26 protein-coding genes are annotated in these 26,229 nt (G+C 59.3%); 7 read left to right on the top strand and 19 right to left on the bottom strand.

The window, feature by feature from the left end; translation table 11 throughout:
* Position 1 precedes the first annotated feature (1 nt).
* On the top strand, positions 2-1,591 hold the full coding sequence (locus tag Q1A20_RS17275; RefSeq protein ID WP_299917823.1) for a hypothetical protein: 1,590 nt from the start codon (positions 2-4) through the stop codon (positions 1,589-1,591).
* A 39-nt stretch (positions 1,592-1,630) separates the two neighbouring features.
* Here Q1A20_RS17275 and Q1A20_RS17270 read toward each other — a convergent pair whose 3' ends face one another.
* Positions 1,631-3,259: a glucan biosynthesis protein gene (locus Q1A20_RS17270; protein WP_299917822.1), complete on the bottom strand. Its 1,629-nt coding sequence runs from the start codon at positions 3,257-3,259 to the stop codon at positions 1,631-1,633.
* A 409-nt stretch (positions 3,260-3,668) separates the two neighbouring features.
* Positions 3,669-4,460 carry a crotonase/enoyl-CoA hydratase family protein gene (locus Q1A20_RS17265; RefSeq protein ID WP_299917820.1) on the bottom strand — a complete coding sequence of 264 codons (792 nt, stop codon included), beginning with the start codon at positions 4,458-4,460 and terminating at the stop codon, positions 3,669-3,671.
* A 76-nt stretch (positions 4,461-4,536) separates the two neighbouring features.
* Between Q1A20_RS17265 and Q1A20_RS17260 the strand changes: the two genes are divergently transcribed.
* Positions 4,537-5,109, top strand: a complete 573-nt coding sequence (locus Q1A20_RS17260; RefSeq protein ID WP_299406145.1) for a TetR/AcrR family transcriptional regulator — start codon at positions 4,537-4,539, stop codon at positions 5,107-5,109.
* 248 nt (positions 5,110-5,357) lie between these two features.
* Here Q1A20_RS17260 and ptsP read toward each other — a convergent pair whose 3' ends face one another.
* From ptsP to Q1A20_RS17225, 7 genes are all read right to left on the bottom strand, one after another.
* Positions 5,358-7,601 carry a phosphoenolpyruvate--protein phosphotransferase gene (gene ptsP, locus Q1A20_RS17255; protein ID WP_299406147.1) on the bottom strand — a complete coding sequence of 748 codons (2,244 nt, stop codon included), beginning with the start codon at positions 7,599-7,601 and terminating at the stop codon, positions 5,358-5,360.
* Between the two features lie 48 nt (positions 7,602-7,649).
* The gene (locus Q1A20_RS17250; RefSeq protein ID WP_299406150.1) at positions 7,650-8,888 is read right to left on the bottom strand and encodes an aspartate kinase; all 1,239 of its coding nucleotides are present in this window, start codon (positions 8,886-8,888) and stop codon (positions 7,650-7,652) included.
* A gap of 169 nt (positions 8,889-9,057) precedes the next feature.
* Positions 9,058-9,696, bottom strand: coding sequence for an SDR family NAD(P)-dependent oxidoreductase (locus Q1A20_RS17245; RefSeq protein WP_299406152.1), 639 nt, complete (start codon positions 9,694-9,696; stop codon positions 9,058-9,060).
* Positions 9,697-9,700: 4 nt separating this feature from the next.
* Entirely contained in the window at positions 9,701-10,126 is a 426-nt protein-coding gene (locus Q1A20_RS17240) for a DUF1178 family protein (RefSeq protein ID WP_299406155.1), read from the bottom strand.
* A gap of 65 nt (positions 10,127-10,191) precedes the next feature.
* Complete coding sequence (locus tag Q1A20_RS17235; RefSeq protein ID WP_299406157.1) at positions 10,192-10,662, bottom strand: NUDIX hydrolase; 471 nt, start codon at positions 10,660-10,662, stop codon at positions 10,192-10,194.
* Positions 10,663-10,812: 150 nt separating this feature from the next.
* Positions 10,813-11,574: an EcsC family protein gene (locus Q1A20_RS17230; protein WP_299406160.1), complete on the bottom strand. Its 762-nt coding sequence runs from the start codon at positions 11,572-11,574 to the stop codon at positions 10,813-10,815.
* 46 nt (positions 11,575-11,620) lie between these two features.
* Positions 11,621-12,127 (bottom strand): GNAT family N-acetyltransferase, encoded by a 507-nt coding sequence (locus tag Q1A20_RS17225; RefSeq protein ID WP_299406162.1) that lies wholly within the window; start codon positions 12,125-12,127, stop codon positions 11,621-11,623.
* Positions 12,128-12,213: 86 nt separating this feature from the next.
* Here Q1A20_RS17225 and Q1A20_RS17220 point away from each other — a divergent pair, with 86 nt between their 5' ends.
* The gene (locus tag Q1A20_RS17220; RefSeq protein ID WP_299917818.1) at positions 12,214-12,819 is read left to right on the top strand and encodes a flavin reductase family protein; all 606 of its coding nucleotides are present in this window, start codon (positions 12,214-12,216) and stop codon (positions 12,817-12,819) included.
* Between the two features lie 112 nt (positions 12,820-12,931).
* On the top strand, positions 12,932-13,759 hold the full coding sequence (locus tag Q1A20_RS17215; RefSeq protein ID WP_299406167.1) for a GMP synthase: 828 nt from the start codon (positions 12,932-12,934) through the stop codon (positions 13,757-13,759).
* 132 nt (positions 13,760-13,891) lie between these two features.
* Here the strand turns inward: Q1A20_RS17215 and Q1A20_RS17210 are convergent, their stop codons facing one another.
* A complete protein-coding gene (locus Q1A20_RS17210) occupies positions 13,892-15,526 on the bottom strand; it encodes a SulP family inorganic anion transporter (RefSeq protein WP_298972270.1) in 1,635 nt (544 codons plus the stop codon).
* 64 nt (positions 15,527-15,590) lie between these two features.
* Entirely contained in the window at positions 15,591-15,824 is a 234-nt protein-coding gene (locus Q1A20_RS17205) for a hypothetical protein (protein WP_298972268.1), read from the bottom strand.
* Between Q1A20_RS17205 and Q1A20_RS17200 the strand changes: the two genes are divergently transcribed.
* A complete protein-coding gene (locus Q1A20_RS17200; protein ID WP_299406171.1) occupies positions 15,823-16,698 on the top strand; it encodes an S-methyl-5'-thioadenosine phosphorylase in 876 nt (291 codons plus the stop codon). The genes Q1A20_RS17205 and Q1A20_RS17200 overlap by 2 nt on opposite strands.
* 38 nt (positions 16,699-16,736) lie before the next feature.
* On the opposite strand, the gene Q1A20_RS17195 is transcribed toward Q1A20_RS17200, so the two are convergent.
* Entirely contained in the window at positions 16,737-17,450 is a 714-nt protein-coding gene (locus Q1A20_RS17195) for a hypothetical protein (protein ID WP_299406173.1), read from the bottom strand.
* 263 nt (positions 17,451-17,713) lie between these two features.
* Here Q1A20_RS17195 and Q1A20_RS17190 point away from each other — a divergent pair, with 263 nt between their 5' ends.
* The gene (locus tag Q1A20_RS17190; RefSeq protein WP_298972260.1) at positions 17,714-18,337 is read left to right on the top strand and encodes a LysE family translocator; all 624 of its coding nucleotides are present in this window, start codon (positions 17,714-17,716) and stop codon (positions 18,335-18,337) included.
* A gap of 10 nt (positions 18,338-18,347) precedes the next feature.
* Positions 18,348-18,878: an adenine phosphoribosyltransferase gene (locus tag Q1A20_RS17185; RefSeq protein ID WP_298972257.1), complete on the top strand. Its 531-nt coding sequence runs from the start codon at positions 18,348-18,350 to the stop codon at positions 18,876-18,878.
* Positions 18,879-18,939: 61 nt separating this feature from the next.
* Here the strand turns inward: Q1A20_RS17185 and Q1A20_RS17180 are convergent, their stop codons facing one another.
* From Q1A20_RS17180 to Q1A20_RS17150, 7 genes are all read right to left on the bottom strand, one after another.
* Positions 18,940-20,355, bottom strand: a complete 1,416-nt coding sequence (locus Q1A20_RS17180; RefSeq protein ID WP_299406177.1) for an FAD-binding oxidoreductase — start codon at positions 20,353-20,355, stop codon at positions 18,940-18,942.
* 41 nt (positions 20,356-20,396) lie between these two features.
* On the bottom strand, positions 20,397-21,224 hold the full coding sequence (locus tag Q1A20_RS17175) for an MBL fold metallo-hydrolase (protein ID WP_299406180.1): 828 nt from the start codon (positions 21,222-21,224) through the stop codon (positions 20,397-20,399).
* A 192-nt stretch (positions 21,225-21,416) separates the two neighbouring features.
* Positions 21,417-22,001, bottom strand: a complete 585-nt coding sequence (locus tag Q1A20_RS17170; protein WP_298972253.1) for a GNAT family protein — start codon at positions 21,999-22,001, stop codon at positions 21,417-21,419.
* The gene (locus Q1A20_RS17165) at positions 22,001-23,263 is read right to left on the bottom strand and encodes a pitrilysin family protein (protein WP_299406182.1); all 1,263 of its coding nucleotides are present in this window, start codon (positions 23,261-23,263) and stop codon (positions 22,001-22,003) included. The genes Q1A20_RS17170 and Q1A20_RS17165 overlap by 1 nt, the downstream gene beginning before the upstream one ends.
* Complete coding sequence (gene thrC / locus Q1A20_RS17160; protein ID WP_299406185.1) at positions 23,260-24,648, bottom strand: threonine synthase; 1,389 nt, start codon at positions 24,646-24,648, stop codon at positions 23,260-23,262. Before thrC ends, Q1A20_RS17165 begins: the two co-directional genes overlap by 4 nt.
* A 5-nt stretch (positions 24,649-24,653) precedes the next feature.
* The gene (locus tag Q1A20_RS17155) at positions 24,654-25,334 is read right to left on the bottom strand and encodes an SURF1 family protein (protein WP_299917815.1); all 681 of its coding nucleotides are present in this window, start codon (positions 25,332-25,334) and stop codon (positions 24,654-24,656) included.
* A 73-nt stretch (positions 25,335-25,407) separates the two neighbouring features.
* Positions 25,408-26,229, bottom strand: coding sequence for a cytochrome c oxidase subunit 3 (locus Q1A20_RS17150; protein WP_298972244.1), 822 nt, complete (start codon positions 26,227-26,229; stop codon positions 25,408-25,410).

The raw sequence follows: 26,229 nt of genomic DNA, 5'->3' as shown, positions 1-26,229 counted from the left end.
GGTGTCCAGAATAAGCGGTCTTTTCTCACCCATTGCGCTGGCCACGCTGGTGACCACGGTGATGTGCAGCGTTCTGTTGGTTCTGCCGGGAACGACCGCAACATCAATGTATTTCAACGACATTCTGATTTTCCTCGACGGTGCATATCGGGTGGTTCACGGTCAGGTGCCGAACCAGGATTTTCACACCGCTTTGGGGCCAATCAACTACTACATGCCTGGACTTGGCTACTGGCTGACCGGACGGCTCGGTATGGCGATGCCGGTCGGTATGGCCGCGCTGATGCTGGCGACAGCGCCGATCATGATCCATGTCTTGCGATCAAGGATGCACCCGCTGATTGGTGTCCCGCTTGCCATCTTCCTTGTGCTCTTGCTCGCCACACCGATGAATACCGGCGAGATCCCTTCGAAGATCTCTTTCGCGATGTTCTACAATCGTATCGGCTGGGTCCTCTTGGGCATTCTGCTTGTCATGCACCTGCGGCCTGAGCGCGCGGTGCGGGGGCAAGGTTGGCTCGATGCCGCAGCGGCGGCGATACTGACGATGATGCTGACCTATACCAAGATGACCTACGGTGTGGTTGCCTTTAGCTTTCTGATCTTGGTGCTGCTGCAACCGGCGCAGCGCCACTGGGCTTTTGGCGCAATCGGCTTATGCGTCCTGATCGGGTTGGTGGTTGAGGCTTTCTGGGGCGGTACGCGGGCGTATATTACCGATCTGCTGGTCGCCACACAGGTCAGCGGTGTCATCGAGCCTGGCATTTACCTGCGCTCCTTTCTGGACACCTCCGGTGAATATGCGGTTTTTGTGCTGATCGCGGGTCTGGCACTCTGGCGTCGACCACGCTTTACGGACTTTCTGTTCTACGGCTTTTGCGGGGCGGCGGGTTTTGCGCTGCTCAACCAGAATTTCCAGATCATCGGGATCGTCAGTATGCTGGTCGGCGCCGCTGTCGCAGCAGAGATACTTCTCCGCGATCAGCACCCCGCGCCATCTCGGAAGATGCAGACGGTCATCCAGGGCGTGCCCTTTGCCGTTATGGTTCTGCTTTTGCCCATCGCGCTTTCCTCGGCTGCCGCGATTGGCGTTCATACTGCAATTGCCACAACAAAAGCGGGCGTCGCGCTTGAAACACCGAATGGCAAGGATTTGCGGATCGTCAACCTTCTCGACGAGTATCACTTCGACTTTTACAGCGACTACGTAGAGACCCTTGCCAGCGGATCGGCGCTGCTTGCCTCGCTCAATTCATCGGCGTCGCGGGTTCTCGTCATGGATTTCGTCAGCCCCTTCACGTCGCTTGCAGGATTGCCACCGCCGGAGGGCGGCCCCGCGTGGATGCATTCCAACCGCAACTTTGATCTGGAGTTCCATCTGCCCGCCGAAGAGATGCTGGGCGGTGTCGATGTGGTCATGATCCCAACGCAACCTATTGCGGATGGGACGACCAAAAAGATGGAGCAGATCTACGGACCCTACCTTGAGCGCCACTTCAGACTTACAAGGGTCAGCAAATTCTGGTCCCTCTACCAGCGCCGTGCGGCGCCAGGGGCAGATATGGGTCTGACCCGTCTCAACAGCAGCTAGTTCAGGTACGGTGCCGCAGCAACAAGGTGGACAGGCGGCTTAGCCCTCTCCACCCCGCTCCACCCAGGCATCCGTCAGCCAGGTTTCGGTCAATGCGCGTTCCTTGTGTTGCAGGTAGGCGCGCAGACTGACGGGCTCGGGCCCCGTTTGTTCGAAATCGAACATCAGCCGCCAGTGATCCGTTCCAACGACAGGATAGGCGTCAATCGGTTCGAGGATACGACCATTCACGGCATCGATGACCGGAACCACGCCGCTGTCGCGGTTGAGTCCGTTCAGGGATGGCCCCTCAAAATCGACGACCATCTTCGCAACGCCTTCTGGCAGTGGATCACCCGGCACGCCGCCCTCGCCCTGACGCGTGGCGATGACACGGGCCACCCCATCAGGCAGTGGATCCGTTTCGCGCCACTCGATCTCGTAGTCGAAATGGAAAGCCGCGCCCTTTTCCGTTGTGCCGTCCGGCACCCAATATGCGACGACGTTGTCAAAGGTTTCGTCACCTGTCGGGATCAGAACGAGCTGTACTTGCCCGGGTCCCCAATCGCCGATCGGTCTGATCCAGGCGGAGGGGCGGCGATTGTAGAAGACGCCGTCGTCCTGATAATTTTCGAAAGTACGGTCGCGCTGGATCAGCCCGAAACCGGCGGGGTTTTCGTCCATGAAACTCGAGGTCGTCACGCTTGCAGGATTGCTCAGCGGGCGCCAAATCCGCTCGCCGTTTCCGGTCGCCATGGCGAGGCCATCGCTGTCGTGGATCTCGGGGCGCCAATCGTCGCCTCCGGCGCGATCGCGCTCCGAATACCAATACATGCTGGTGAGCGGCGCCACGCCCAGGCGTTCGATCCCCTCCCGCAGGAAGAGATGGGCGGATATGCGTGTCAGATGCCCGCCAAACGCCGCATTGCGGACAAGACCGAACCGGTAGGCGCCGGTGATCGAGGGGCCATCCAGTTCCGCCCAGACCGAGAGCTCTTCGTTCTCGGCTTCGGGCGGGCCGAGCCAGAACGCGGTGAAACGGGGAAACTCCTCCGGCATGTCCAGCCCGGTATTGACGGCGATGCCGCGCGTTGACAGCCCGTACTGCGCCTCGGGCCCATCCGTGCGGAAGTAGGAGGCGCCCAGAAACGATATCCAATCTGGCTCAAGTCCCGGACGCATGATCCTGAAACCGGCAAAGCCGAACCCTTCGGGCAGATCACGCGCGGGGTTGTCCTCCGGCATCGAGAAAAACTCGGGGCCAAACGGCACCTCATGCGCGGTGCCTGCCTGGTCACGAATGAGGATCTTAACAGGTTCAGGGAAAAATCGGCCCGGGTGGAAAAACTGCACAGGCGCTCTGTTTCTCCCGACATAGAGCGTTGCATCTTCACGAAACTGGATCTGCCAGTGCGCGCTGTAGTCCAGCTTCTCGATAAGGTCGGGCGCGGGGATGGTGGCTGGCTGAAATGGTTGAGTGGCCGCGTTGCGAGCCTTTTCGATGAGCCCCTCAAAGGTCATGGGCGCGGCAGGTGTCGTGCGGGACCTGGCGCAATCCCAAAGACCCAAAGCCAGAAATGCCGCCGATCCGACAAGGACGGCGCGGCGTGATGGTTTCGGGAACACGGTCTGTCGTCCTGTGTTATGGTTTTCCAAGGCGTTGGATGATGTATGGTCGGTCATTTTCATGTAAGGGCCTCACCGGGCTGGGGTGAAATGCTGTTGATTGGATGTATAGGCCGCTGTGGGGTTTGATCAATTTGCCCCTGCCGGGACCGGCGCAACTTTGCCGAAATTGCAATATGACGCCGATGCAAAGTCGTAAGGCATCCACGATGAGACACGGGCCATCAGCATAGGCTGCCGCAAGTGCATCCTGCATATGCCATCGTTGCGGGTGATGGGGTCGTCCGTTCTTCGACTGACCAGTTTGCGGCGCCCAGCAGATCAATGAACTCGCCAAGATCGGTCGCGAGAGCCTGCCTTCCTGCCGCCTTCGCCGCAAACGTTTGTCTGACACCGTCCGCGAAGGTTCGGACTGTTTGCTTCTTGGCGTCGCTGCCTTTCTTCATCAGACCTCACGTCGCGCGAGTATCCGCTAGGCTCCCGTGTATTGCGGTGTCCGCCGGTTGATCCACGCACTCAAACCTTCATGAACATCATCGGTCGCAGCCATCCTGGCGAACTGTTCGCGCTCGATGAGCAACCCTTCATCGATTGTCGTATTGATCCCTCTGGTCACGGCGGTGATGATCCGCGATGCCGCGAGGGGTGAGTGATGGATAATGCGTTCTGCCAGATCAAACGCGGTTGGCAGCAGCTTGTCATGCTGGACAACTTTGTTCACCAGCCCCATCTCATATGCCCTTTGGGGGGAGAAGGTGTCTCCGGTCAGAAGCAACTCCAGCGCGCGCTTTCGCCCCGCCAAACGCGGCAACCGCTGCGTTCCGCCAAATGTTGGCGGTATCCCGATGTTTATCTCCGGCTTCGCAAAAAGGGCTTCTTCGCTTGCAACGGCCAGATGAACGGCCTCCGTAATCTCGCATCCACCTCCGAAAGCAATTCCGTTGACGGCGGCGACAATGGGTTTGGGAAAGGTTTCCAGTCGGGCCGTCATGGTCTGCCCCCTTTTGCAGAAATCCCTGACGGCGACGTCGACCCCCGCTTTGACACTCTCGGTAAACTCGTAAATGTCCCCACCCGCCGAAAACGCACGCTCGCCTGCACCGGTAAGAACGACCGCGCGTATGGACGGGTCGGTTTCTATTGTTTCAAGCAACGCGAGTAATTGGTCGTTTGTCGCGTAATTGAGCGCGTTCAGTTTCTCGGGTCGGTTCAGGGTGAGAAGGGCAATCGCCCCTTTTTTGTCATATGTTATTAGGTCAGGCATGAGGATCTCCGTTCGATTTCGAGAATCCTACCGAGATTTGAATTTGACGTATACTCACTGAGTAGTATACATATGTATGGCCTCAGAAAACCCCTCCGCAAAAGACCGTATCCTGGATGCAGCGAACCGGCTATTTTATAGCGAGGGCATTCGTGCTGTGAGCGTGGATGCCATTGCCGCAAGAGCTGGCATCACAAAGAAGACGCTTTACTATCACTTCAAGAGCAAGGACGATCTGATTGCGGCCTATCTGGCGTCGCGCGACCAGCCTAATCTGGCACTCTTCAGAAAATGGTTTGACGAGGCAGAGGGGGAGCTTGCGGACAAGGTTGAGGCGATTTTCCTGAACCTGGCGCAATCTGCCCATCATCCTAAATGGAAAGGCTGCGGCTTTTTGCGAACGGCGGCCGAGTTGGCAAACATGCCGGGCCACCCAGCCATGAAAGTCGGGGCTGCGCACAAAAAGAACTTCGAAGCTTGGCTTTACGAAGAATTGCGGGCTCGAAACTCGGATAACCCGCACGAACTGTCCAGGCATGTCGTTCTGCTCATGGACGGGGCGTTTTCCACTGTACTCGTTCATCACGACCCCGATTACATCGTTTCTGCCGGGCGCGCGGCCAGAACCATGGTTGCGAATGCCTCATGATGGCCTCGTGGCCCGAAAACAAAAATACCGTGAAGCGATCATCCGAGTTCTCGCAGAGCAAACCCGGGTTTTCATCAATCACTCGGATCGTGGTGAGAGACAGCTTTGAGGACTCTGCGTCGGACGCCGGGGCTCCCTACGCATGGCAGTTGTTGCGGCGCAGATTGAAAACCACGAGCGAAGCCAAGCGTCTCCTCCGATCCGGTCAAGTCTAAAGCCGGATAATCGCTACCCGAATGTCGCAGGCCCTACCCCTGATTGCGCAGCCACTCCATCACCGAAGGGCGCACCGACATCTCACCCCGATGCCGCGCATCGGAAATGACCTTGCGCACCTCCTGCAGGTTGCTGCGCCGTAGCAGGCTTTTGACCGGCCCGATGGAGGCTGGGCGCATCGACAAGCTGCGCAAACCGACAGCGGCAAGGCACATGGCTTCGACCGGACGCCCGGCATCTTCACCGCAAAATGAGACGGGCGTATTGGTGAGCGCACAGCGTTCGACGATCCCTTCGATAAAGCTCAGGAAGGAGACGTTCAGCGTATCATAGCGACGTCGCACACGCTCGTTTTCACGGTCAGCGGCAAAGAAGAACTGCTTGAGGTCATTGCCACCAATCGAGAGGAAATCAACTTCCTCAAAGAACTTGATCGGCGCAAAGGCAAGGCTCGGCGTTTCCAGCATCGCGCCCACCTCAACGGTTTCCGGCAGCACATGACCCAGACGCGCTTCAGCCGCGAGGGTCTTTTCCATCAGTTTGCGCGCAGCGCGATATTCTTCGAATTGCGCCACAAAAGGGAACATCACGGTCAAAGGCCGCCCGTCTGCGGCCCGGATCAGCGCCTGCAATTGCATCCGCATGATGCCCGGCTTATCGAGCCCCACACGGATTGCACGCCAGCCCAAGGCCGGGTTTGGCTCATCGTTGGGCTTCATATAGGGCAGCACTTTGTCGGAACCGATGTCCAAGGTTCGGAACACCACGCGCTTGCCCCGCGCGGCGTCCAGCACCCGTGCATAGAGCGCGACCAGTTCAGCACGGCGCGGCATCTGATTGCGCACCAGAAACTGCAGTTCGGTCCGGAAAAGGCCAACGCCTTCGGCCCCCGAGTTAGGCAATGACGGCAAATCCGCCATCAAACCTGCATTCATGTGCAAAGAGACGACGGCACCGTCCAGCGTTTCCGCGCGCTTGTCGCGGATGGAGGCATACCGCTCCTGCGCGGCAGCCAACATGGCGATCTTGTCGCGAAACGCGGTGACCACGGTATCGTCCGGGCGCAGATGCACGATGCCCTGCTCACCATCGACCATGATGTGATCACCATTCAGCGCTTCGGTGGTCACCCGGCTCGCATGAACCACCAAAGGAATGGCCAGGGCGCGGGCCACAATGGCGGCATGGCTGCCGACGGAGCCTTCCTCAAGCACGATGCCCTTGAGCGACCGCCCGTATTCCAAAAGCTCCGCAGGGCCGATGTTGCGCGCAATCAGGATCGGATCGGCCGGCATTTCCGCGCCGGTATCTGCCCCCTGCCCGGTCAGAATGCGCAGCAGCCGGTTGCTGAGGTCATCCAGGTCGCTCAGGCGTTCCCGCAGGTAATTATCGGTGACCTGGCCGATGCGGGCCCGAGCCAGCGATTGTTCTTTTTCCACGGCCGCTTCGGCGGACAGGCCATTCGCGATGTCTTCCTCCATGCGCCGCATCCAGCCCTTGGAGTTGGCAAACATGCGATAGGCTTCCAGAACCTGCTGCTGATCCTTGTCATGGCTACCAGCGATTTCCAGCATCTTGTCGACACCGACGCGCAGATCTTCCACACCCTCACGCAGGCGCTCCAACTCCCGCTGCGGATCATCCGCGATCGGGTTCGTGACCACCACCCGCGGTTCATGCAGCCAAACATGCCCTTCAGCGGCACCTTCCTGCCCGACTGTGCCGCGGAACATCGCAGGTTGCGAATGCCGCGCAGACATCGCAGCGCCTTCACCGACAAAGGCGCCCAGTTCCGTCATCTCCGCCAGGACCATAGCGACAACTTCCAGCGCGTAGACCTCGTCCAGCAGGAACTCCCGTGCATTTCTCGATTGCACCACCAATACGCCCAGCGCTTCGCCCAATCGCTGCACCGGCACGCCCAGAAAGCTGGAATAGACCTCTTCGCCGGTCTCCGGCATGTAGCGGAACCCCTTGGTCTGCGGCGCATCCGCCGTGTTCACGACCTGACGCCTGCGCGCCACCATGCCCACAAGGCCCTCGCCGAGCTTCATCCGGGTCTGGTGCACCGCATCCTGATTGAGACCTTCCGTCGCACAAAGCTCCAGCGTGTCCTCATCGCGGAACAGATAGATCGAACAGACCTCGCAGCCCATGCTATCGGCGATCAAATGGGTAATCCTGTTCAGGCGCGCCTGTCCTTCGACGTCACCTGCCATCGCATCCCGCAGCCGCCCTAGCAGCTTCCGCGAGCCGGTCTCAAGACGTTCAGCCACGCGTGCGATCCTCCCAAATCAGCCGATTATCTGCACATGCTGTGCCGTTCAGGCCGCTTTTTCCAGCTCGAAGGCATCATGCAGTGCCTGCACAGCAAGTTCCATGTATTTCCGATCGATCAGAACAGAAATCTTGATCTCTGACGTGGTAATGACCTTGATGTTGATGCCTTCAGCACTCAGCACCTGGAACATCTTTGCGGCAACCCCGGTATGGCTGCGCATGCCAATGCCCACCACGGAAATCTTTGCCACATCGGTGTCGGCAATCACCTCATGGTAATTGATGATGCCCTCAGCCTTGGCGTCCGCCACAGCTTTTTGTGCCCGTGCCACCTGATCGGTGGGGCAGGACCAGGTCATATCGGTGCGGCCGTCCTCGGAGATGTTCTGCACGATCATATCGACGTTCACCCCGCCTTCGCTCAGCGCGGTGAAGATGCTTGCCGCGATCCCGGGACGGTCCGCGACACTCACAAGGGTCATCTTGGCCTCATCACGTGAAAAGGCCACACCGGCCACAACATTGCTTTCCATGATTTCCTCCTCATCGCAGACCAATGTGCCAGCGTCATCTGATTGCTCTTCGAAACTGCTCAGAACGCGCAGTTTCACCTTGTAGCGCATGGCCAGCTCAACCGACCGTGTCTGCAGCACCTTCGCCCCCAGCGAGGCCAGCTCCAGCATCTCTTCAAAGGCGATCTTGTCGAGTTTACGCGCCTTTGCCGAGACCCGCGGATCGGTCGTGTAAACGCCATCCACATCCGTGTAGATATCGCATCGCTCAGCTTCAAACGCCGCGGCAAAGGCCACCGCCGTGGTGTCGGAGCCGCCCCGCCCAAGCGTGGTGATCCGTCCCTCCGAGCTCACCCCCTGAAAGCCTGACACCACCGCCACGCGCATGCCTTCCGCAAATTTGGTCATGATATTTTCAGGCGGGATCTCCTCGATCCGCGCCGCGGAATGCGCCGAGGTCGTTTTGACCGGCACCTGCCAGCCCTGCCAGCTGCGCGCGGGCACATCCATCTCCTGCAAGGTCAGCGCCATCAGGCCCGCAGTTACATTCTCACCGGAGGACACCACCGCATCATATTCCCGCGCGTCATAGAGCGGAGAGGTTTCCCCCACCCAGCCCACCAGCTCATTGGTTTTACCGGACATGGCAGAGACGATGACAATGACATCGTAGCCTTTGGCGACCTCGACCCCCACACGTTTCGCGGCCCGCCGAATGCGGTCCAGCGTGGCCACCGAGGTGCCACCGAATTTCATCACCAAAACAGGCATGATGCGCCCCTTGTATCGATCGCGGCGGGTTTACGCGCTGATGCGCCGACACACAAGGCACAGCACACACTTATGACACCACCACTGCGTCTGATCCCGCACCCATCCAGCTGCGGAACGCAGCTGACAGCATCATGTGGCGGCGCCAGCCGCCGCCTTTGGATCAAGATCAATAGGCGTGGGGACGCCCGTCCCAGGTTTCAAAGACACCCGTGCGCGCAAGATCAAGCGCGTCAAACCGGGCCATGAGCCCATCAACGGCCTCGTCCACGGTAATTTCCGCCGAAGCGGTTCCCATATCCGTTTTCACCCATCCCGGATGGTAAATACCCACAGCGATACCTTCGGATTTCAAATCCGTCGCCAGATTACGGCCAAGGTTCAGCGCTGCCGCCTTAGAAGCACGATAAATATAGCTGCCGCCCGGGGCACGCTCGGATGATCCCATTTGCGACGAAATGACCGCGATCTTCGGGATCTCTGCCCCCCGTAGATTGGGCAACAGCGCCTGCACAGTCAGGAAAACGCCCGTCACGTTGACGGCGAAACTCTGCGCCCACTGATCAGCAGGAAATCCGCCTTCCAAACCCTCGTTCTTGTCGAGGTAAACACCGGCGTTGCACACGAGCAAATCAACCGCGCGTCCCTGCAGACCCGCCGCAAACGCCGCGTGGCTTGCCGGATCAGTGACCTCAAGCGCATGCGCCCCGGTGCGGGTTGTTCCGATCACATCCTCACCGCGCGCAGCATAGGCGGCAACCAGCCCCGCCCCAATGCCGCGGCTGGCCCCGGTTATCACAACAGTCATGCGGTCAGTTCGCCTTTCGGTTCGGTAAAAACGGCAATGGCGCCACCGGCACCCCATCCTCAATCAATGCCTTAGCTTCTGCGCCATTGGCTTCGCCGTAGATCGCGCGCTCCGGCGTCGTGCCCAGATACATTGAGCGTGCTTCCTCGGCAAAACGCGGTCCGACATAGTCAGCATTTTCCTCGACGTGGCGGCGCAGTTCGGTCAGTGCCTTTTCCTGATCCGTCTCGACCTTCTGCAGCGGTTTGTCGGCCTTTTCCTCGGATACCGTGGCCACCCGCGGTGCCATGATGGCCTTGCTGACATCGCTGCTGCCGCAGACCGCGCAGGACAAATGGCCGCCCGACTTCAGCGCATCAAACGCTTCAGCCGATTGAAACCAGCTGTCAAATGCGTGTTCTTTGTCACATTTAAGCGCATATTGGATCATCCGGCGCAAAATACTCCGTAAGTCTTTACCATCCCTTTACGAAATGGGGCGCTTTTGCTGTGGCGTCAAGGATTTCCGGTGGCTGTGCGCGGGTCGAAGTCGCGCAAAATGCTCGCCAATTCAGGCTCTTCCACCAAACGCGCGGCTTTTTTCCGGCTCATCCAGCTGCGCTTTCGCTGCCCTGCTTCGGGGAATTCATCCGCCAAATGCTCGACGTCCACCGCGTAAACCATGGCCAGACAGGGCAGTGCACCCAGATCATCCGCGTCTTTGCTGAAGGAATAAATACCCAGACATCGCCCATCCGATTTGCCGCGCACGCCCGCCTCTTCCCAGGCCTCCTGCATCGCTGATTCCGCCGGTGTGCGCCCATCCATCGGCCAGCCTTTTGGTACAATCCAACGCTGCGTACCGCGCGAGGTGATCATCAGAACCTGTATCTTGCCCTTCCTGACCCGGTAGCACAAAGCTGCAAATTGTGTTCGCACGTCCCGTTTCCGGGCACCAGAGAGCGATATGGGCAATTGTTTAATCATACGCGGGGCAAGCCGACAAATAAGAGCAGGGAACGGAGCGATTGCCTTTTGAGTAAAATATGCCCGAATCGCACTGTCTTGCCAACAATCTATGGTCCTCAGATTGAAAATACCCACAGGATATTGTGATTTCACTTGTCCTGTAGGTAGTTAGCGTACTGCGCGTGATTGCATCCGGGCCCGTAGTTGTGCGGCAAGGGTTTCCACCGGCACATCCGCGTCAATGGCAAGCTTGCGCAGGCCAAAATGCACATGCGCCATTTCCTGATAATAATTGGTGTAGGCATAGTTTGTCGCGGCCCCGGCAACCGCGCCCAGCACCGGCACGGTTTGGGCGGCAAGCTTCTGTCCCAGGACCGTGGCCAGACGGGGCGCGACACGCGCAATGATCCCTTGCAAAGCGGCTCCCGTAAGGGTCACACGCGCCGACAAAAAGCCGAGATCCGCGCCATCGTCATCTGCGAGGGGTCCAGCCGAGGCAAAGACCTCAATGCAATCAAATTGCACGCTTTCAGAGTTCGGATCAAAATCATATTCCACAGCCACGCCCTGAATGATCCGCAGCAAAAGCGTGGTTGTCACAGGCAGTTCCGCCAAGGCCGTGGGCAGCCCTCCAACGCCACCAACCGCGCCCATCGCAGCCCCGACGGTCGTATTGAGCCAGCTTTTCTGGTCGGGCACGACATCGCGGCTGGATTGTGCCGCCTTCAGGGCCTGTTCCAATGCCCGGCGTGTCGCATCCTGAAGCCCGGACTGCGCCGCCTGGGGGAGCCTGTCCAGAAGACCTTCGGCACGTCCGCCGATGACGTTTAGCAGGTTAATTGCCCCGCCCCCTGCGCGCCTATAGCGCTCTGCAAGCGCATCGAGCTCCGCCTCGACATCAATCGACACCACGTTTGAAATATCTTCCATGATCATGCCCCTTTACCTGACAAAGTGGGGGCCAATCGCACGGATTTCAATCTGACAATGCGCGCCCACCGGCCCAACGGGTAACGTCTCCGGCGATCCCCTCCCAGGCGGAAGGGGTCAGCGCATGGCCCAAAACCCTGTCTGGATTGGTGGGTGAGGGCATCACGACGCCGCTCAATTTTTCAAACCCAAAACGCGCGTAATAAGGCGCATCGCCAACCAGCATGACCCGGTCCCATTGTCGCGCAGCAGCCCGCGCCATCGCATGCTGGATCAATTGGGCCGCCAACCCCTCCCCCTGCCGTGTCGGGTGCACCGCCACCGGACCAAGCAATAACGCGTCCGCCCGGCCGACTGAGACCGGCCAGAACCTGATCGCCCCCGCAAGGATACCGTCAGGGTCGCGCGCCACCTGATTAAGCGCCGCAACCGACGGCACATCATCCCGCAACCGATAGGAAGACAAGGCCTCCCGCCCCGGCGCAAAACAAAGGTCAAACAGCGCCTCGACCTCATGCACGTCCCGCGCAGTTTCCAGTTTTAATTCATACACGGCGGCTGCGCGGCCCCAGCTTGGGTTTCAGGTGGCTCGGCCCTAGCACATGCGCTACACCCGCTGCAAATACTCAGGAGTTTGCAATGTTCTACCGCCCTCAGGATGGCCACGGTCTGCCCCATAATCCCTTTAATGCCATTGTCGCCCCTCGCCCGATCGGGTGGATTTCCAGCAGAGACGTGCAGGGCCGTAACAATCTCGCGCCCTATTCTTTCTTCAATGCGGTTGCCTACACGCCGCCGCAGGTGATGTTCGCCTCAACCAGCGCCAAGGAAGACCAGGGCGACACCAAGGATTCCGTGGCCAACATCCGTGAAACCGGTGCTTTCTGCGTCAACATCGTGGAATACGCGATGCGGGATGTGATGAATATTTCATCCGGGATGCTGCCCAAGGACGTGGATGAATTTACGGCTGCGGGCATCACCCCCACCGAATGCAACGAGATTGATTGTGCCCGTGTCGCAGATGCGCCCGCCGCGCTGGAATGCCGTATGACCCAGATTGTCGCGGTGAAAGGTGAGAGCAACTTTGTCGTCTTGGGCGAAGTTGTTGGCGTGCACCTGCGCGACGACACTTTGGTAGAGGGTCGTTTTGACATTCGCACCTATCAGCCCCTGAGCCGCCTCGGCTACCGCGACTACACCCGCGTCACCGAGGTTTTTGAACTCGCGCGCCCGGACGAGTGACCCGAGCGCTCAAATGCTTGCGCAACGTGACTACAACCTGTGCTAGACTATCCGCCACGCGGGTGTGAGATTGATATTGTGACCTCCCGCGACTTATTTTGCGGAGGACATTATGACGAATTTCAACCATTCCATCATTCGGGCGGCGGTATGGAACCTGGCGGGGTTTTCCCGACCTGGTCAACCCGTGGGTATTTCGGCCCGCTCGAAAAAGGCAGAACGGCAAGCCGAAGGGCTGGCGCTTCTGGACGCAGAATTCGTCACCCTGGTCGAAGTCTCGCCGGCCAACTACATCGAAACGTTGGTTGAGAAGCTGAATAAATACGGGGTCGAATACAACCACACCATACTGCCACAGCAGAGCGGCAATATTCACATCGGCTTTCTGCACAAACCGGGCATAGAGGTGACAAACCCGCGGTTCATCCCCGGATCAGAAGGCGATTATTCCGGTGGTCGCCAGGCCTTTGCCGTGGACATAAAGATAGCAAAGCTCAAGGCGATCGTCATCGGCGTGCACCTGAAGTCCGGGCGCGACAGGCAGGAGCAGAAAATGCGCGACAGTCAATGCAAGGTGATTGGCGACTATATCGAACAAATCCACAAAACGCCGGGATTGAAGCGCCGTGCGATCTTCCTGATGGGGGATTTCAACATGATCCCGGGGCAGGATGTATCCAATTTCCACCACCTGGGTGGTGATGACGCCATGGACTTCGTCTCGTCATGGGATCTGCAGGATCGCTTTTCGCATATACTTGAGAAAGGCCGCGCCAACCTGCTCGACGGCTTCGCGGTCAGCCGCAACTTCTCAACCGATTACATCAAGGGTAGTTTGAGGTTGTTTCCCATGCATTGGACCATGGACATGGGCCGCGAAGCTTTCCGCAAAGGGGTTTCGGACCACCTGCCCTTTGTCGCCAGCTTCAAAATATACTGATCAAATTGCTCACGCCGAGGCGACGCAAAACCCAACACGCCCGCTCAACCGGTCACACGCTGCCTTCCCGGACATCGCAAATGGGACGGCGGGTGGGGCGCCTTGGCCGCAGGCCAATAGCGCCATCCGGCGTCAGTGACCGCCCAGAATGCCGGTACGCACCGAATAATCTACCGCAAGCGCGTAATCTGGATCATCGTCGCTGTCGATCATCAATTGACCGGCTTTCAGCAGCAGGCTGTGACAATCCCGGCTCAAATGGCGCAGCATCACCGTTTTCCCCGCCTCTTCATATTTTGCGGCAAGGGCCTCAATAGCCTGCAGCGCCGATTGATCGACCACGCGGCTTTCAGCAAAATCAACGATCACCGTGTCAGGATCACCCTCCACGTCAAAAAGCTCCATGAACCCGTCTGACGACCCAAAGAACAGCGGTCCGTTGATCTCATAGACCTTCGCCCCTTTTTCAGTGTGCGACTCGCGCGTTGTCGCGTGAATGCGCGTGGCGTTGTTCCAGGCATAGGCCAGGGCGCTCACGATCACGCCCACAACCACGGCAACCGCAAGGTCTTCCATCACCGTCACAACCGTCACCAGCAGGATCACAAAAGCATCCGTAAAGGGCACCTTGCGCAGGATTGTCAGACTGTTCCAGGCGAAGGTCCCGATCACCACCATGAACATCACGCCCACGAGGGCCGCCAATGGGATCAGCTCAATGACCGACGATCCCACAAGAATAAAGAGCAGCAAAAACACAGCCGCAGCGATCCCCGCCACCCGCGTCCGACCGCCGGATTTCACATTGATCATCGACTGGCCGATCATCGCACAACCGCCCATGCCGCCAAAGAAACCTGTCACCGTGTTGGCCACGCCCTGCGCAATACATTCCTGTGACGCACCGCCACGCTGGTTGGTCATGTCACCGACCAGATTCAGCGTCAGCAGGCTCTCAATCAGGCCAATTGCCGCCAGAATGACAGCATAGGGCAGGATAATCTCAAAGGTTTCCCAATTCAGCGGCACCATCGGAATATGCAACGCCGGCAAACCGCCCTCGATCGAGGCCAGATCGCCCACACGCGGCACATCCAGGCCAAAGCCGATCACCACCGCGGCCACGATACCAATACCCGCCAGCGGTGCCGGAACGGCGCGTGTGATCCGCGGCATCACCCAGATGATCGCCATGGTCGCGGCCACCAGCGTCAGCATCAGAAACAGCGGCTGCCCGCTCAGCCATTCACCCCCGCCCATGCCATGGCCGGTATCGACCATCGTGCCGGGCACCTTGAACTGGCTCAGTTGTGCGAGGAAAATCACGATCGCCAGACCATTCACAAATCCCAGCATCACCGGATGCGGCACCAGCCGGATGAACTTGCCCCACTGCATCACGCCCGCAAAGACCTGCAAAAGCCCCATCAAGACCACCGTCGCAAAGAGGTATTCGACCCCGTGCTGCGCCACCAGCGCCACCATGACCACGGCCAGCGCGCCGGTTGCACCGGAGATCATGCCAGGACGCCCGCCGATCAGCGCGGTGATCAACCCCACCAGAAACGCCGCATAAAGCCCGACCAGCGGATGCACCCCGGCGACGAAAGCAAAAGCGACCGCTTCGGGCACCAGCGCCAGGGCAACCGTCAGCCCCGAGAGTAACTCGATACGCAGACGGCCGAGTGAAAACCCATCCTCGGGCATCCAGCGCAAATCAGTGATTGCAAGGTTTTTTGTAAAGCTGCTGAACGTTGTCCGCGCCATTCTCAATATCCTAAACTCTGTTCAGAGGGCGGGCCGACCCTTGTCTGGCCCGTTTGCGCGTTGCCTAGACGGTTTCCAACAGAATGAAAACCCCGGGCAGGCTTTCCCAGATCATGGTAAAGATTTGATAAAGATACCTGTGCCGCGCGGACGCCGCGTCAAGAAATTCACAAACACGGTCCTGCAGACTGATCACAGGATTGCGCACAAATCCACGCTTTTTCCACCCCGACGACCGGTTGATTTCTCCGGGCAATCTCGCCACGATCCGCAAAACACAAACAATGGAGCCGTTCATGACCGCACCCAAAATCGCCGTGATTGGCGGCTCTGGCATCTATGACATCGACGGGCTGGAAAACGCCAGTTGGACAACCGTGGACACGCCATGGGGCGCGCCTTCCGATGCCATTCTGACCGGGGTGTTGGACGGCACCGAGATGGCCTTTCTGCCCCGGCACGGGCGCGGTCACGTGCACAGCCCCACCACGGTGCCCTACCGGGCAAATATCGACGCGCTAAAACGGCTGGGCTGCACCGATGTAATCTCCGTTTCCGCCTGCGGCTCCTTTCGCGAAGAAATGGCACCGGGTGATTTTGTGCTTGTGGATCAATTCATTGACCGAACCTTTGCGCGCGAAAAATCGTTCTTTGGCACCGGCTGCGTGGCGCATGTCTCGGTGGCACATCCCACCTGCCCGCGCTTGACGGAAGCCTGCGAGAGCGCCGCAAAGGATGCTGGCATCACAGTCCACAAGGGCGGCACCTATCTGGCCATGGAAGGGCCGCAATTCTCCACCCTGGCGGAGTCGAAGATGTACCGCGAAAGCTGGGGGGCCGATGTGATCGGGATGACCAATATGCCAGAGGCCAAACTCGCCCGCGAGGCCGAGCTTTGCTACGCCTCCGTGGCCATGATCACCGACTATGACAGCTGGCACCCCGAACATGGTGAGGTTGATGTCACACAGATCATTGCGACCTTGATGGGGAATGCTGATAAGGGCCGCGATCTGGTGCGCCGCCTGCCTGCCCTGTTGGGAAAGGAGCGTCTGCCCTGCCCGCATGGGTGTGACCGGGCTCTTGAACACGCCATCCTGACCGCGCCGGAAGCGCGCGATCCGATAGTTATGGCAAAACTGGATGCCGTTGCAAAAAGAATACTGGCGTAGGGGGTCATGCCTACGCCAGTCAAAAGCTCACACACATATCAGTTGATCTTTACAATATTCCAATCGACTTTCATGCGGGTGAAGGCATCCGCGTGAACGATGTCCCGCAAGGTCTTGGGCTGTGGACATTCCGTGCAGGTGCCCGGATCGATCATCAGCGGGTTTGCAAAGCGCACCCATCTCGATTCACTTTCCGCATCCCGCACTTCGTAGATCGAGTCCACCACGAAGGGCGTCAGGGTGATGTTTGCGGCCACCGCAACAACGGTCTGCAAACAGGCCGGATCCATCGGCGCATTCACCGCAGGGCGGTGCGTTTTGGAATAGACCCACTCACGCTCGGGCGATTCCACTTTTGCAAAGCCGGTGATCTTTTCGCCTACCCATTCGCTGACTGACGCCATCGTCTTATTGACCCGCGTTCCCAGAACATTATGCGCGGACAGTTTGTCTTCGACAGCCACGAAATTCGTTGAGAATTGCTGCAGGGAACACACCTTGCTCTCAACAAAATCATTGATCTCGTGGTTGAACACATAGACATCGCCGGGATTGGGATTGCTGACGCGGTTGGCCTGCACGATCAGTCGCGCATATCCAATGTCATCCTCATCCGCATCCAAAACGAGCGTTTCCACAACGTTAAAGGCCAAAACAACCCCGACCATGCTGGCAATCGTCCAGAACTTGTAATCAAACTTCCAGCGTTTTTTGGGCTTTTCCTCAGTGGGTTCCGTGCTGACATCGGTCATTGGGGGCAACACAGGTTACTACCGCAGTTGTAGTATCCCTCCGGACAAGCCGCGTAGGCCGCGACGGCAGAAGATAGGAAAATTGCTGCTGTTAGCGTAGAAATCATACGCATGACGAAATCTCCAAGTTAAATTAAATTGTGACAGTAACCTATTGATTCCACGTATGCGGGAAATTGTCTGTGACAAAGATCACATTCGTATGGCTTGAAGTTTTATGTGCAATCTGGAACGACTGGCGCGTGTAATTATGGACCCTGCCCATGCCCCTTGATCTTTGGCTGACTTTCGTCGCCGCTTCCACCGCTTTGTTGCTCATTCCCGGCCCGACGGTCCTGTTGGTGCTCAGCTATGCCTTGTCCAAAGGGCGCTCGGTTGCTGTGGCCTCTGCCGCAGGTGTGGCCTTTGGCGATCTTATAGCGATGACGGCATCGCTGGCCGGGCTCGGCGCCCTGGTTCTGGCATCCGCGACCCTTTTCACGGTGTTGAAATGGGTCGGCGCGGTCTATCTCGTCTGGCTGGGCTTCAAGCTGATCCGGTCCGCGCCCAGCAAGGGTCTGGCGCCACAATCCGCGCAGATCAATGCGCGCGGGGTCTTCCGGCATACTGCGGCGGTCACGGCATTAAACCCAAAATCAATTGCATTTTTCATCGCTTTCGTACCGCAGTTTCTGCGCCCCGAGGCACCGCTGATCCCGCAATTTATCATTCTCACAGCAACATTTGTCACGCTGGCCGCCGTGAACGCGCTGGCCTATGCGCTGCTGGCAGACAGGCTCAGGCGGGTGATTGCACGCCCGGCCATTTTGACCTGGATCACCCGCGCAGGCGGTGCAACTTTGATCGGCATGGGGGTGCTGACCGCCACCCTGCGCCGCGCTAACTGAAAGAGATTTCATGAAAACTGTTCAGGATTACATCCGCACCATCGTCGACTTCCCGCACGAAGGGATCATGTTCCGCGATGTCACCACGCTTTTTGCCGATCCGCGCGGGTTTCGCATGGCGATTGACCAGATGCTGCACCCCTACGCCGGGCTGGAAATCGACAAGGTCGTGGGCCTGGAAGCACGCGGTTTCATCCTCGGCGGCGCCATCGCGCATCAGCTTTCGGTCGGCTTCGTGCCCATCCGCAAGAAAGGCAAGCTGCCCGGCACCACGATCAGCCAGGACTATAAGCTCGAATACGGCGAGGCGATTGTCGAAATCCACGATGACGCCATCCAACCGGGAGAGAAAGTGCTCGTCGTCGATGACCTGCTCGCCACCGGCGGCACAGCGGAGGCTGGGATCAAGCTGATCGAACGTCTAGGCGGCGAAATCATCTCCACCGCTTTCATCATTGATCTGCCGGAACTGGGCGGGCGGGCCAAGCTTGAAGCCATGGGCATGGAAGTGCACGCGCTCTGCGCCTTCGACGGCCTTTGATCCAGGCGCCAAAACCAAATCCCGGAGGGATTTGAAAAACATCGTACGGCGCGTCAGCGCCTCATGTCTTGAGGACTGCGCCCGGGTTCATGATCCCCAACGGGTCAAGGGCGGCTTTGATCGCGCGCATGGCCGCGAGTTTCGCGGGATCGCCGTAGCGTTGCAGATCCGCCACCTTCAGCCGCCCAATGCCATGCTCGGCACTGACCGAGCCGCCCATTTCATGCGCCAGGTCATGCACAATCCGCTGCAACTCCGCGCGCTGGTTGGTATGATCAGATGCCCGCTCCCCCGGCAGAGCAAAGATGTTGTAATGCAGGTTCCCATCCCCCACATGGCCAAAGCAGTTGATCCGGAACGACCCCACCCGTGCAATCAATTCTTCGCCACGCGAAATGAACTCAGGGATGCCGCCCAGCGGCACCGACACATCGCTGGAAATGATGGCGCCCACCCGCTTGTTGGCTTCCGGAATATGCTCGCGCACCGACCAGAACGCATCCGATTGCTGCGCGCTTTGGGCAATCACACCGTCCAGCGCAAGGCCCTGGTCAGCGGCCCCCTCGAAGACATGTGCCAAGGCCTCCTGCGGATCCAATCCTGCGACGAGGCCAATCTCGATCAAAACCGACCATGTCGGCGCGGTCTCAAAGGGCTGGCGCACCTCGGGCACCGTCTCGGCCAGAAATGCCAACCCCTGCCCACTGATCAATTCAAAGCCGCTGACCATCTCCCCTAACTGCGCCTGCGCCAGCGCCAAGAGCGACAGCGCCGCCGCCGGTGACGGCACCACAAAGATTGCGGTACCCGATGCCGTCGGGCGCGGACTTAGCTTCAAAGCGGCAGCGGTAATAATGCCCAACGTTCCTTCCGATCCGATCAACAGATGCCTCAAATCATAGCCCGTGTTGTCCTTGCGCAACCTTTTCAAGCCGTGCCAGATCTGCCCATCGGGCAATACCGCCTCCAACCCCAGACACAGATCACGGGTATTGCCATAGCGCAGCACCGCCGTGCCGCCCGCATTGGTCGCCAGGTTCCCGCCGATCCGTGCAGAGCCTTCCGAGGCCAGCGACAGAGGAAACAGGCGGCCAACACCCTCGGCGGCTGCCTGCACCTCCGCCAATACAGTGCCTGCCTCGCAGATCAGGACGTTTTCTTCCGGATGAAGACTGCGCACCGCAGACATGCGCTCCAGCGAAAGGATCAGCGGCAAGGGCCCTTCGGGCGAGATTTGCCCCCCCACGAGGCCGGTGCCACCACCATAGGGCACAATCCCCACACGTTCCTGCGCGGCCAACTTCACGATTCTAGCGACCTCTTCCGCGGTTCTGGGCAAGGCCACAAAAGTTGTGCGCCCCTGCCAGCGGCCACGCGGCTCTTCCAGATACCGTGGTTCGGTCTCCCGAAGTGTCCCCTTCGGCAGGTTCTCATTCAAAAGGGTGGCGAAGGCGGAATCGGCTGGCGTCAAACTCATGCGCATTGATCCCCCGCCGCGCGCGACGATGCAAGCGGGGACTACGGCTCCGAGAGCCAGGCGGGACGCAGGACCATCACCGTGGGTCGCCCCGGCAATCGGTCCAGCGACATATCCAACGACGGGCCACCGACCTCGACAACCGCAAAATCATCCGACATGCCCGCCAAAAAATCATCCAGCGCAAAGAGTGAAAACCAATGCATCGGGATCACCACGGAGGAACGCAACCGTTTCAAAACCCGGATCATCGTCGGTAAATCGAGCGTATAGCCACCGTCGACCGGGGCCATCACCACGTCCAGACGGCCAAGTGCCGCGTATTGCGCAGCATCGGGTTCGTGGTGCAGATGCCCCAGATGCCCGACACATAAGCCCGCCAATTCGAACACAAAGATTGAATTGCCCTTGGTTTCAATCCCGGAAAACTGTGACCGGATATCCGTGGACACATTGCGGATCAGCACTTCGCCCAGATCCAGGTGGTGCGATATGCCCTCGCCGAACGGCCCCCATCCGGGCAACACATGCGGGATGGCCGGATCGGGGTTCGCAGTCCAATGCGTGTCATGGGCGTGGTTCATCGTCACCACATCCGGAATGAAGGGCGCAGACCCGGTAAACCCGGTGTAATCCGTCACCATGTTCAGCCCGCCATGGCTGCGGATCAGAAAACTGGCGTGGGTGATATAGTGGATGCGCACGGTCTCATCGGCCACGGGCCCGAGGCTTGCGGGCACCACGTATTCCAACCCTGGCGCATTTTCTGCCAGGGCGACGCAGTGACTGGGCGTGCGGTCCTGCGCCACAGCACTTTGCGCCACCAACACACCCAAAACGATACCAAATATCCGGATCCGCATGGCCATTCCTCCCATGGCGACAAGGATAGCGCAGTTGCCGGTATTTCCGGAACATTTTAAGCGCAGAGATGGCACGCCACCGCCCATTGCCTGAAAATCAGACATCCCCTGTTTCTTCTGGCCCAAAATATCCCCGCCGGAGGCAAAACGCGCCTTTTGGAAAAAGGCGCCTGCATCACATGCGGCGCCGCCGCGCCGCTAACCCGCGCCGGTCTTGCCCCGGCGATCCCCGCGCAGTGCGGCATAGAGCACATGTGTGCGCCAGCGCCCGTCGATCTGCAGGTAACTCTGCGCGACGCCTTCATATTTGAACCCGGAGGTTTCTAACAAGCCCCGCGAGGCTGCGTTCTCCGGTAGGCAGGCGGCTTCAATCCGGCTGAGGTCCAACTGTGTGAATGCGTGATGCACCAGCGCCGTGATGGCCTCGCGCATGTACCCCTGCCGCGCAAATGGCTCCCCCGTCCAATACCCCAGGGTGCCAGCCTGCGCGGGCCCCCGGCGAATATTATCCAGCGTGATGGCCCCCAGCAGCGCATCGTCCTGGCGCCGGATCAGAAACAGCGGCATCGCGGTGCCGCCGGAAACAGATCTCTGCGCCCAATAGACCCGATTGGTGAAGGCCTTGCGCGTCAGATGGTCCTTTGCCCAACTGGGCTCCCACGACGTCAGATAATCCTTGCTTTGCACACGCAGCGCGGTCCAGGCCCGAAAATCCGAATGGATCGGCGGGCGCAATGTCATGCGCTCTGTTTCGATCCTGAGTTTGCGAAACCCGCGCAGCATCAAGCGGCTCGACGGGCCTGCAATTCCGCCAGGCTGGGGGCGGCATCAATCGGCCCATAAAGCGCCAGGGCCGCAGGTGAGGCAGACGCCATGCTTTCCGCGAACTCACGAACATCGCCCGTGGTCACCGCATCGATCAGCGCAACCGTCTCCTCCAGCGCGGGCACACGGTCCCAGATTTGCACCAGCCGCGCCAGCCGTTCCGCGCGGTTGGACGGGCTTTCCAGACCCATCAACAATCCCGCCTTCATCTGCGCCCGTGCGCGCGCAACCTCCGCGGGGGACATATCACTGGCCGCCCGTTTCATCTCATCGATTGTAATCTCGGCCAGCTGCGGCAGCTGCTCAGCCGAGGTACCCGCATAGATCGTGGTCATGCCCGTATCCGCATAGGCTCCGGCCTGCGCAAAGATCGAATAGCACAGGCCGCGGTTTTCCCGGATTTCCTGAAACAGGCGGCTCGACATACCGCCGCCCAGGGCCGAGGCATAGATCTGCGCGGTATAGATCATGTCTTCGCGGTACCCTGGGCTCTCAAACGCCAGTGCAAAATGTGCCTGTTCCAACGCCTTGGTCTGGCGCCGCTCGCCACCGGTGAACCGCGCCGCATCCACATCAAAGGCGGGTTTGTTTTCCATGCCGCCAAAAAGCTTTTCCGCCAGTTTGACAATCGCCTCATGGTCCACGGCCCCAGCCGCCGACAGGATCATCTGTTCCGGCCCGTAGTGCTGCTTGATGAACCCCTGCAAATCCGCGCGGGTGAAATTCGCCACACGCTCGCTGGGGCCCAGAATGGTGCGACCCATGGGATGATCGGGGTAGGCTTCTTCTTGCAACCAGTCGAAAATCACGTCATCCGGTGTGTCGAGCGCCTGGCCAATCTCCTGCAGGATCACGCCGCGCTCCACCTCGATCTCACTTTCCTCCAGTGTCGGGTTCAGCAGAATATCAGCGATGACATCCAGCGCCAGCGGCACATCGGATCGCAACACCCGCGCGTAATAAGCTGTCACCTCGCGGCTGGTATAGGCGTTGATATAGCCCCCCACATCCTCGATGCTTTCCGCGATCTGCAATGCCGTGCGGCGCTTGGTGCCTTTGAAGGCCATATGCTCCAGAAAATGCGCAATCCCGTTCTGGGCAGGCGTCTCATGCCGCGCGCCGGCGGTGACCCAGACCCCGACAGAGGCAGAGGCCAGACCGGGCATTTCTTCGGTTACGATGCGGAAGCCGTTTGACAGGCGGTGTTGGTTCAGTGTCACGCAGGTATCTGCCCTTTGATATGCGCGGTGAGCGCTGCCAGATCATTTGGCACCCGGCTCACCCGTTCCGCGCGTTCATACAGGTCTGCCATGCGCGGGGGCAAGGGGGGGTGTTGGCCTGAGGCTTCTTCCACTGCGTCAGGAAACTTCGCCGGGTGGGCCGTGGCCAGCGTGATCATAGGCGTGCCGGTCTCGCGGGTTTCATCCGCGACCTTCACGCCCACGGCGGTATGCGGGCAGAGCAACTCGCCCGTGGTCTTGAGCGCGGCGGCAATGGTCGCCATGGTTTCGGTCTCCGTGGCGCGCCCGGAGATATAATGCGATTGTAGCACCTGCATCGCGCCCTGGCTGACCTCAAACCCACCCGCTTTCAATTCTTCCATCAGTTGTTTGATCGCATTGCCATCCCGATCATAGGCGTCAAACAGGGCGCGCTCAAAGTTGGAGGAGACCTGAATGTCCATCGACGGGCTGATCGACGGCACGGTTTCCCCCTTATGGTACCCCTGCCCTTTCAGGCAGCGATCAAGGATGTCGTTCTGGTTGGTTGCCACCACCAGCTTGTCGATGGGTAGCCCCATGCGCTTGGCGATATAGCCCGCGAAGATGTCACCGAAATTGCCCGTGGGCACCGTGAAGCTGACCTGGCGGTGCGGCGCGCCAAGAGAGACGGCAGCGGAGAAGTAATAGACCACTTGCGCCAGCACCCGGCCCCAGTTGATCGAATTCACGCCCGCGAGCTTCACCGCATCGCGGAATTCAAAATCGTTGAACATGTCCTTCAGACGCGCCTGACAGTCGTCGAAGTCGCCATCCATCGCCAAGGCGTGCACATTGGATTCGGTGGGGGTGGTCATCTGCCGCCGCTGCACCTCCGAGATGCGCCCGTGCGGGTAGAGGATAAAGACATCGACGTTGTCGAGACCCCGAAACGCCTCGATGGCCGCCGAGCCGGTGTCGCCGGATGTGGCCCCCACGATGGTCACCCGCTCGCCCTTACGGCCCAAGGCCGTCTGGAACATCTGGCCAATGAGCTGCATGGCGAAGTCCTTGAAGGCCAGCGTCGGGCCGTGAAACAGCTCCAGCAGAAAATGCCCCTGATCGAGCTGCACCAAAGGCGCGCGGGTGGCGTGGCCAAACCCCGCATAGGCGCGGTCGATGATCCCTTCGAATTCATCGTCGGTGAAAACGTCTCCCACAAAGGGTCGCATCACGCGGTAGGCAATCGCCTCATAGCTCAACCCCTCCAGCCGGGAAATTTCCGCCGCCGTCATCTGCGGAATCGTCTCCGGCACATAAAGCCCGCCGTCGCGGGCAAGACCTGTCAGCATGGCTTCTTCGAAATTCAGAACGGGCGCAGTGCCCCTCGTGGAGATATAACGCATGAGTGTCAGCTTTTGTTGGTGCCGGGTTTGCGGCGCAGAAAGATTGCGGTCATTGCCAGCCAGATGGCGGACAAAGAGAACCAGGTGATCGCGTATTGCAAGTGATCGTTGGGAATGGCGGCGGTGTCTACCGGCATTGGCGTCACGGGACCGCCTGATTGCGGCGCATCGCGACGCACGACCAGCACCGGTTCGGTGTCGAGCGCTGCGGCCATGGCGGGCACATCACGCGCGAACCAGATGTTCTCCGCCAGATCGGGGGCGGGGGTATAGCTGTCCGTTTCCTGCGGCCATTGCAGATTGCCGGTGACAGTGAGGGGCGGGCCTTCCTCAAAAGTTAGACCGTCAGCATCCGCGACGGACACAAAGCCCATGTCGATGAGGATATCCCCCTCCGCGCGCAGCATCGGGCGGATGATGCGATACCCTGCGCCCACCTGCTTTTTCGATACCAGGACCCGCAGATAAGGCGCGCCAAGGCGGCCCGTTACGGTCACCGGCAAATAGCTGTCTGTGGCGGCATCGGGTGTGGCAGGCAAGGGAACAGGTGCATCCGCGATGCGGGCTTCGATATTGGCAATCACGCCTTCCTTCCACGCAAGGCGCTGAACCTGCCATATCCCAAGGCTGATCAGGATCGCTGCCCCGCCCAGTCCAAAGGTCAATAGAAAAGCCAAACGGCGCATGATGTCCCGCGTCCTCACAACGGAAAAGCGCGCGAGAGCCGCGCGCTTTGTTCTTGGAAACTGGGGCGGGCGTCTAGTGCGCCCCAGGCATCTGTCCTACGCCCCAGATATACACCGCAAAGAAGAGGAACAGCCAGACCACATCGACGAAGTGCCAATACCAGGCAGCCGCCTCGAAGCCCACGTGTTTCTCCGGCGTGAAGTGACCCTTCAATGCGCGCACCAGACAGACGGTCAGGAAGATCGTGCCGATGATCACATGCGCCCCGTGAAAGCCAGTGGCCATGAAGAAGTTAGAGAAGAACTTGTCCCCGCCGAACTCCCAGCCCTGATAGAGCAGGTAGGAGTACTCGTAAGCCTGCAGTATGGTGAAGGCGACGCCAAGAATGATGCCGATGGTCAGGCCCCAGATCAGGTCCTTGCGGTTGTTTTCATGGACCAGCGCGTGGTGTGCCCAAGTGACCGCGCAGCCAGACAACAGCAGGATCAGCGTGTTGATCAGGGGCAGGTGGAACGCATCCACATGGTAGATCTCGGGCTGAATGTATTCTGTGCCCGCATATTCGCTCATCGGGTAGATGGCGTTCTTGAAAAAGCTCCAGAACCAGGCCGCGAAGAACATCACTTCGGACATGATGAAGAGGATGAAGCCATAGCGCAGACCGATCCGCACCACCGGGGTGTGATCGCCGATCTTGCTTTCGGCCACGACCTCGGACCACCAGCCAAACATCACGTAAAGCACCGCGACAAAACCGGCCCAGAACAGGAAAGGCGTGATGCCCTGCATCCACAGCACGGCGCCAAAGAGCATGAAGAACCCGGCCAGCGCGCCCAGCAACGGCCAGATCGAGGGGTTCAGAATGTGATAATCGTGGTTCTTTTCATGGGCCAT

It is taken from the genome of uncultured Roseobacter sp. (assembly GCF_947501835.1).
Classification (GTDB): domain Bacteria; phylum Pseudomonadota; class Alphaproteobacteria; order Rhodobacterales; family Rhodobacteraceae; genus Roseobacter.
The sequence above is the reverse complement of the archived record's forward strand: the minus strand, read 5'-3'. Positions and strand labels throughout refer to the sequence as shown.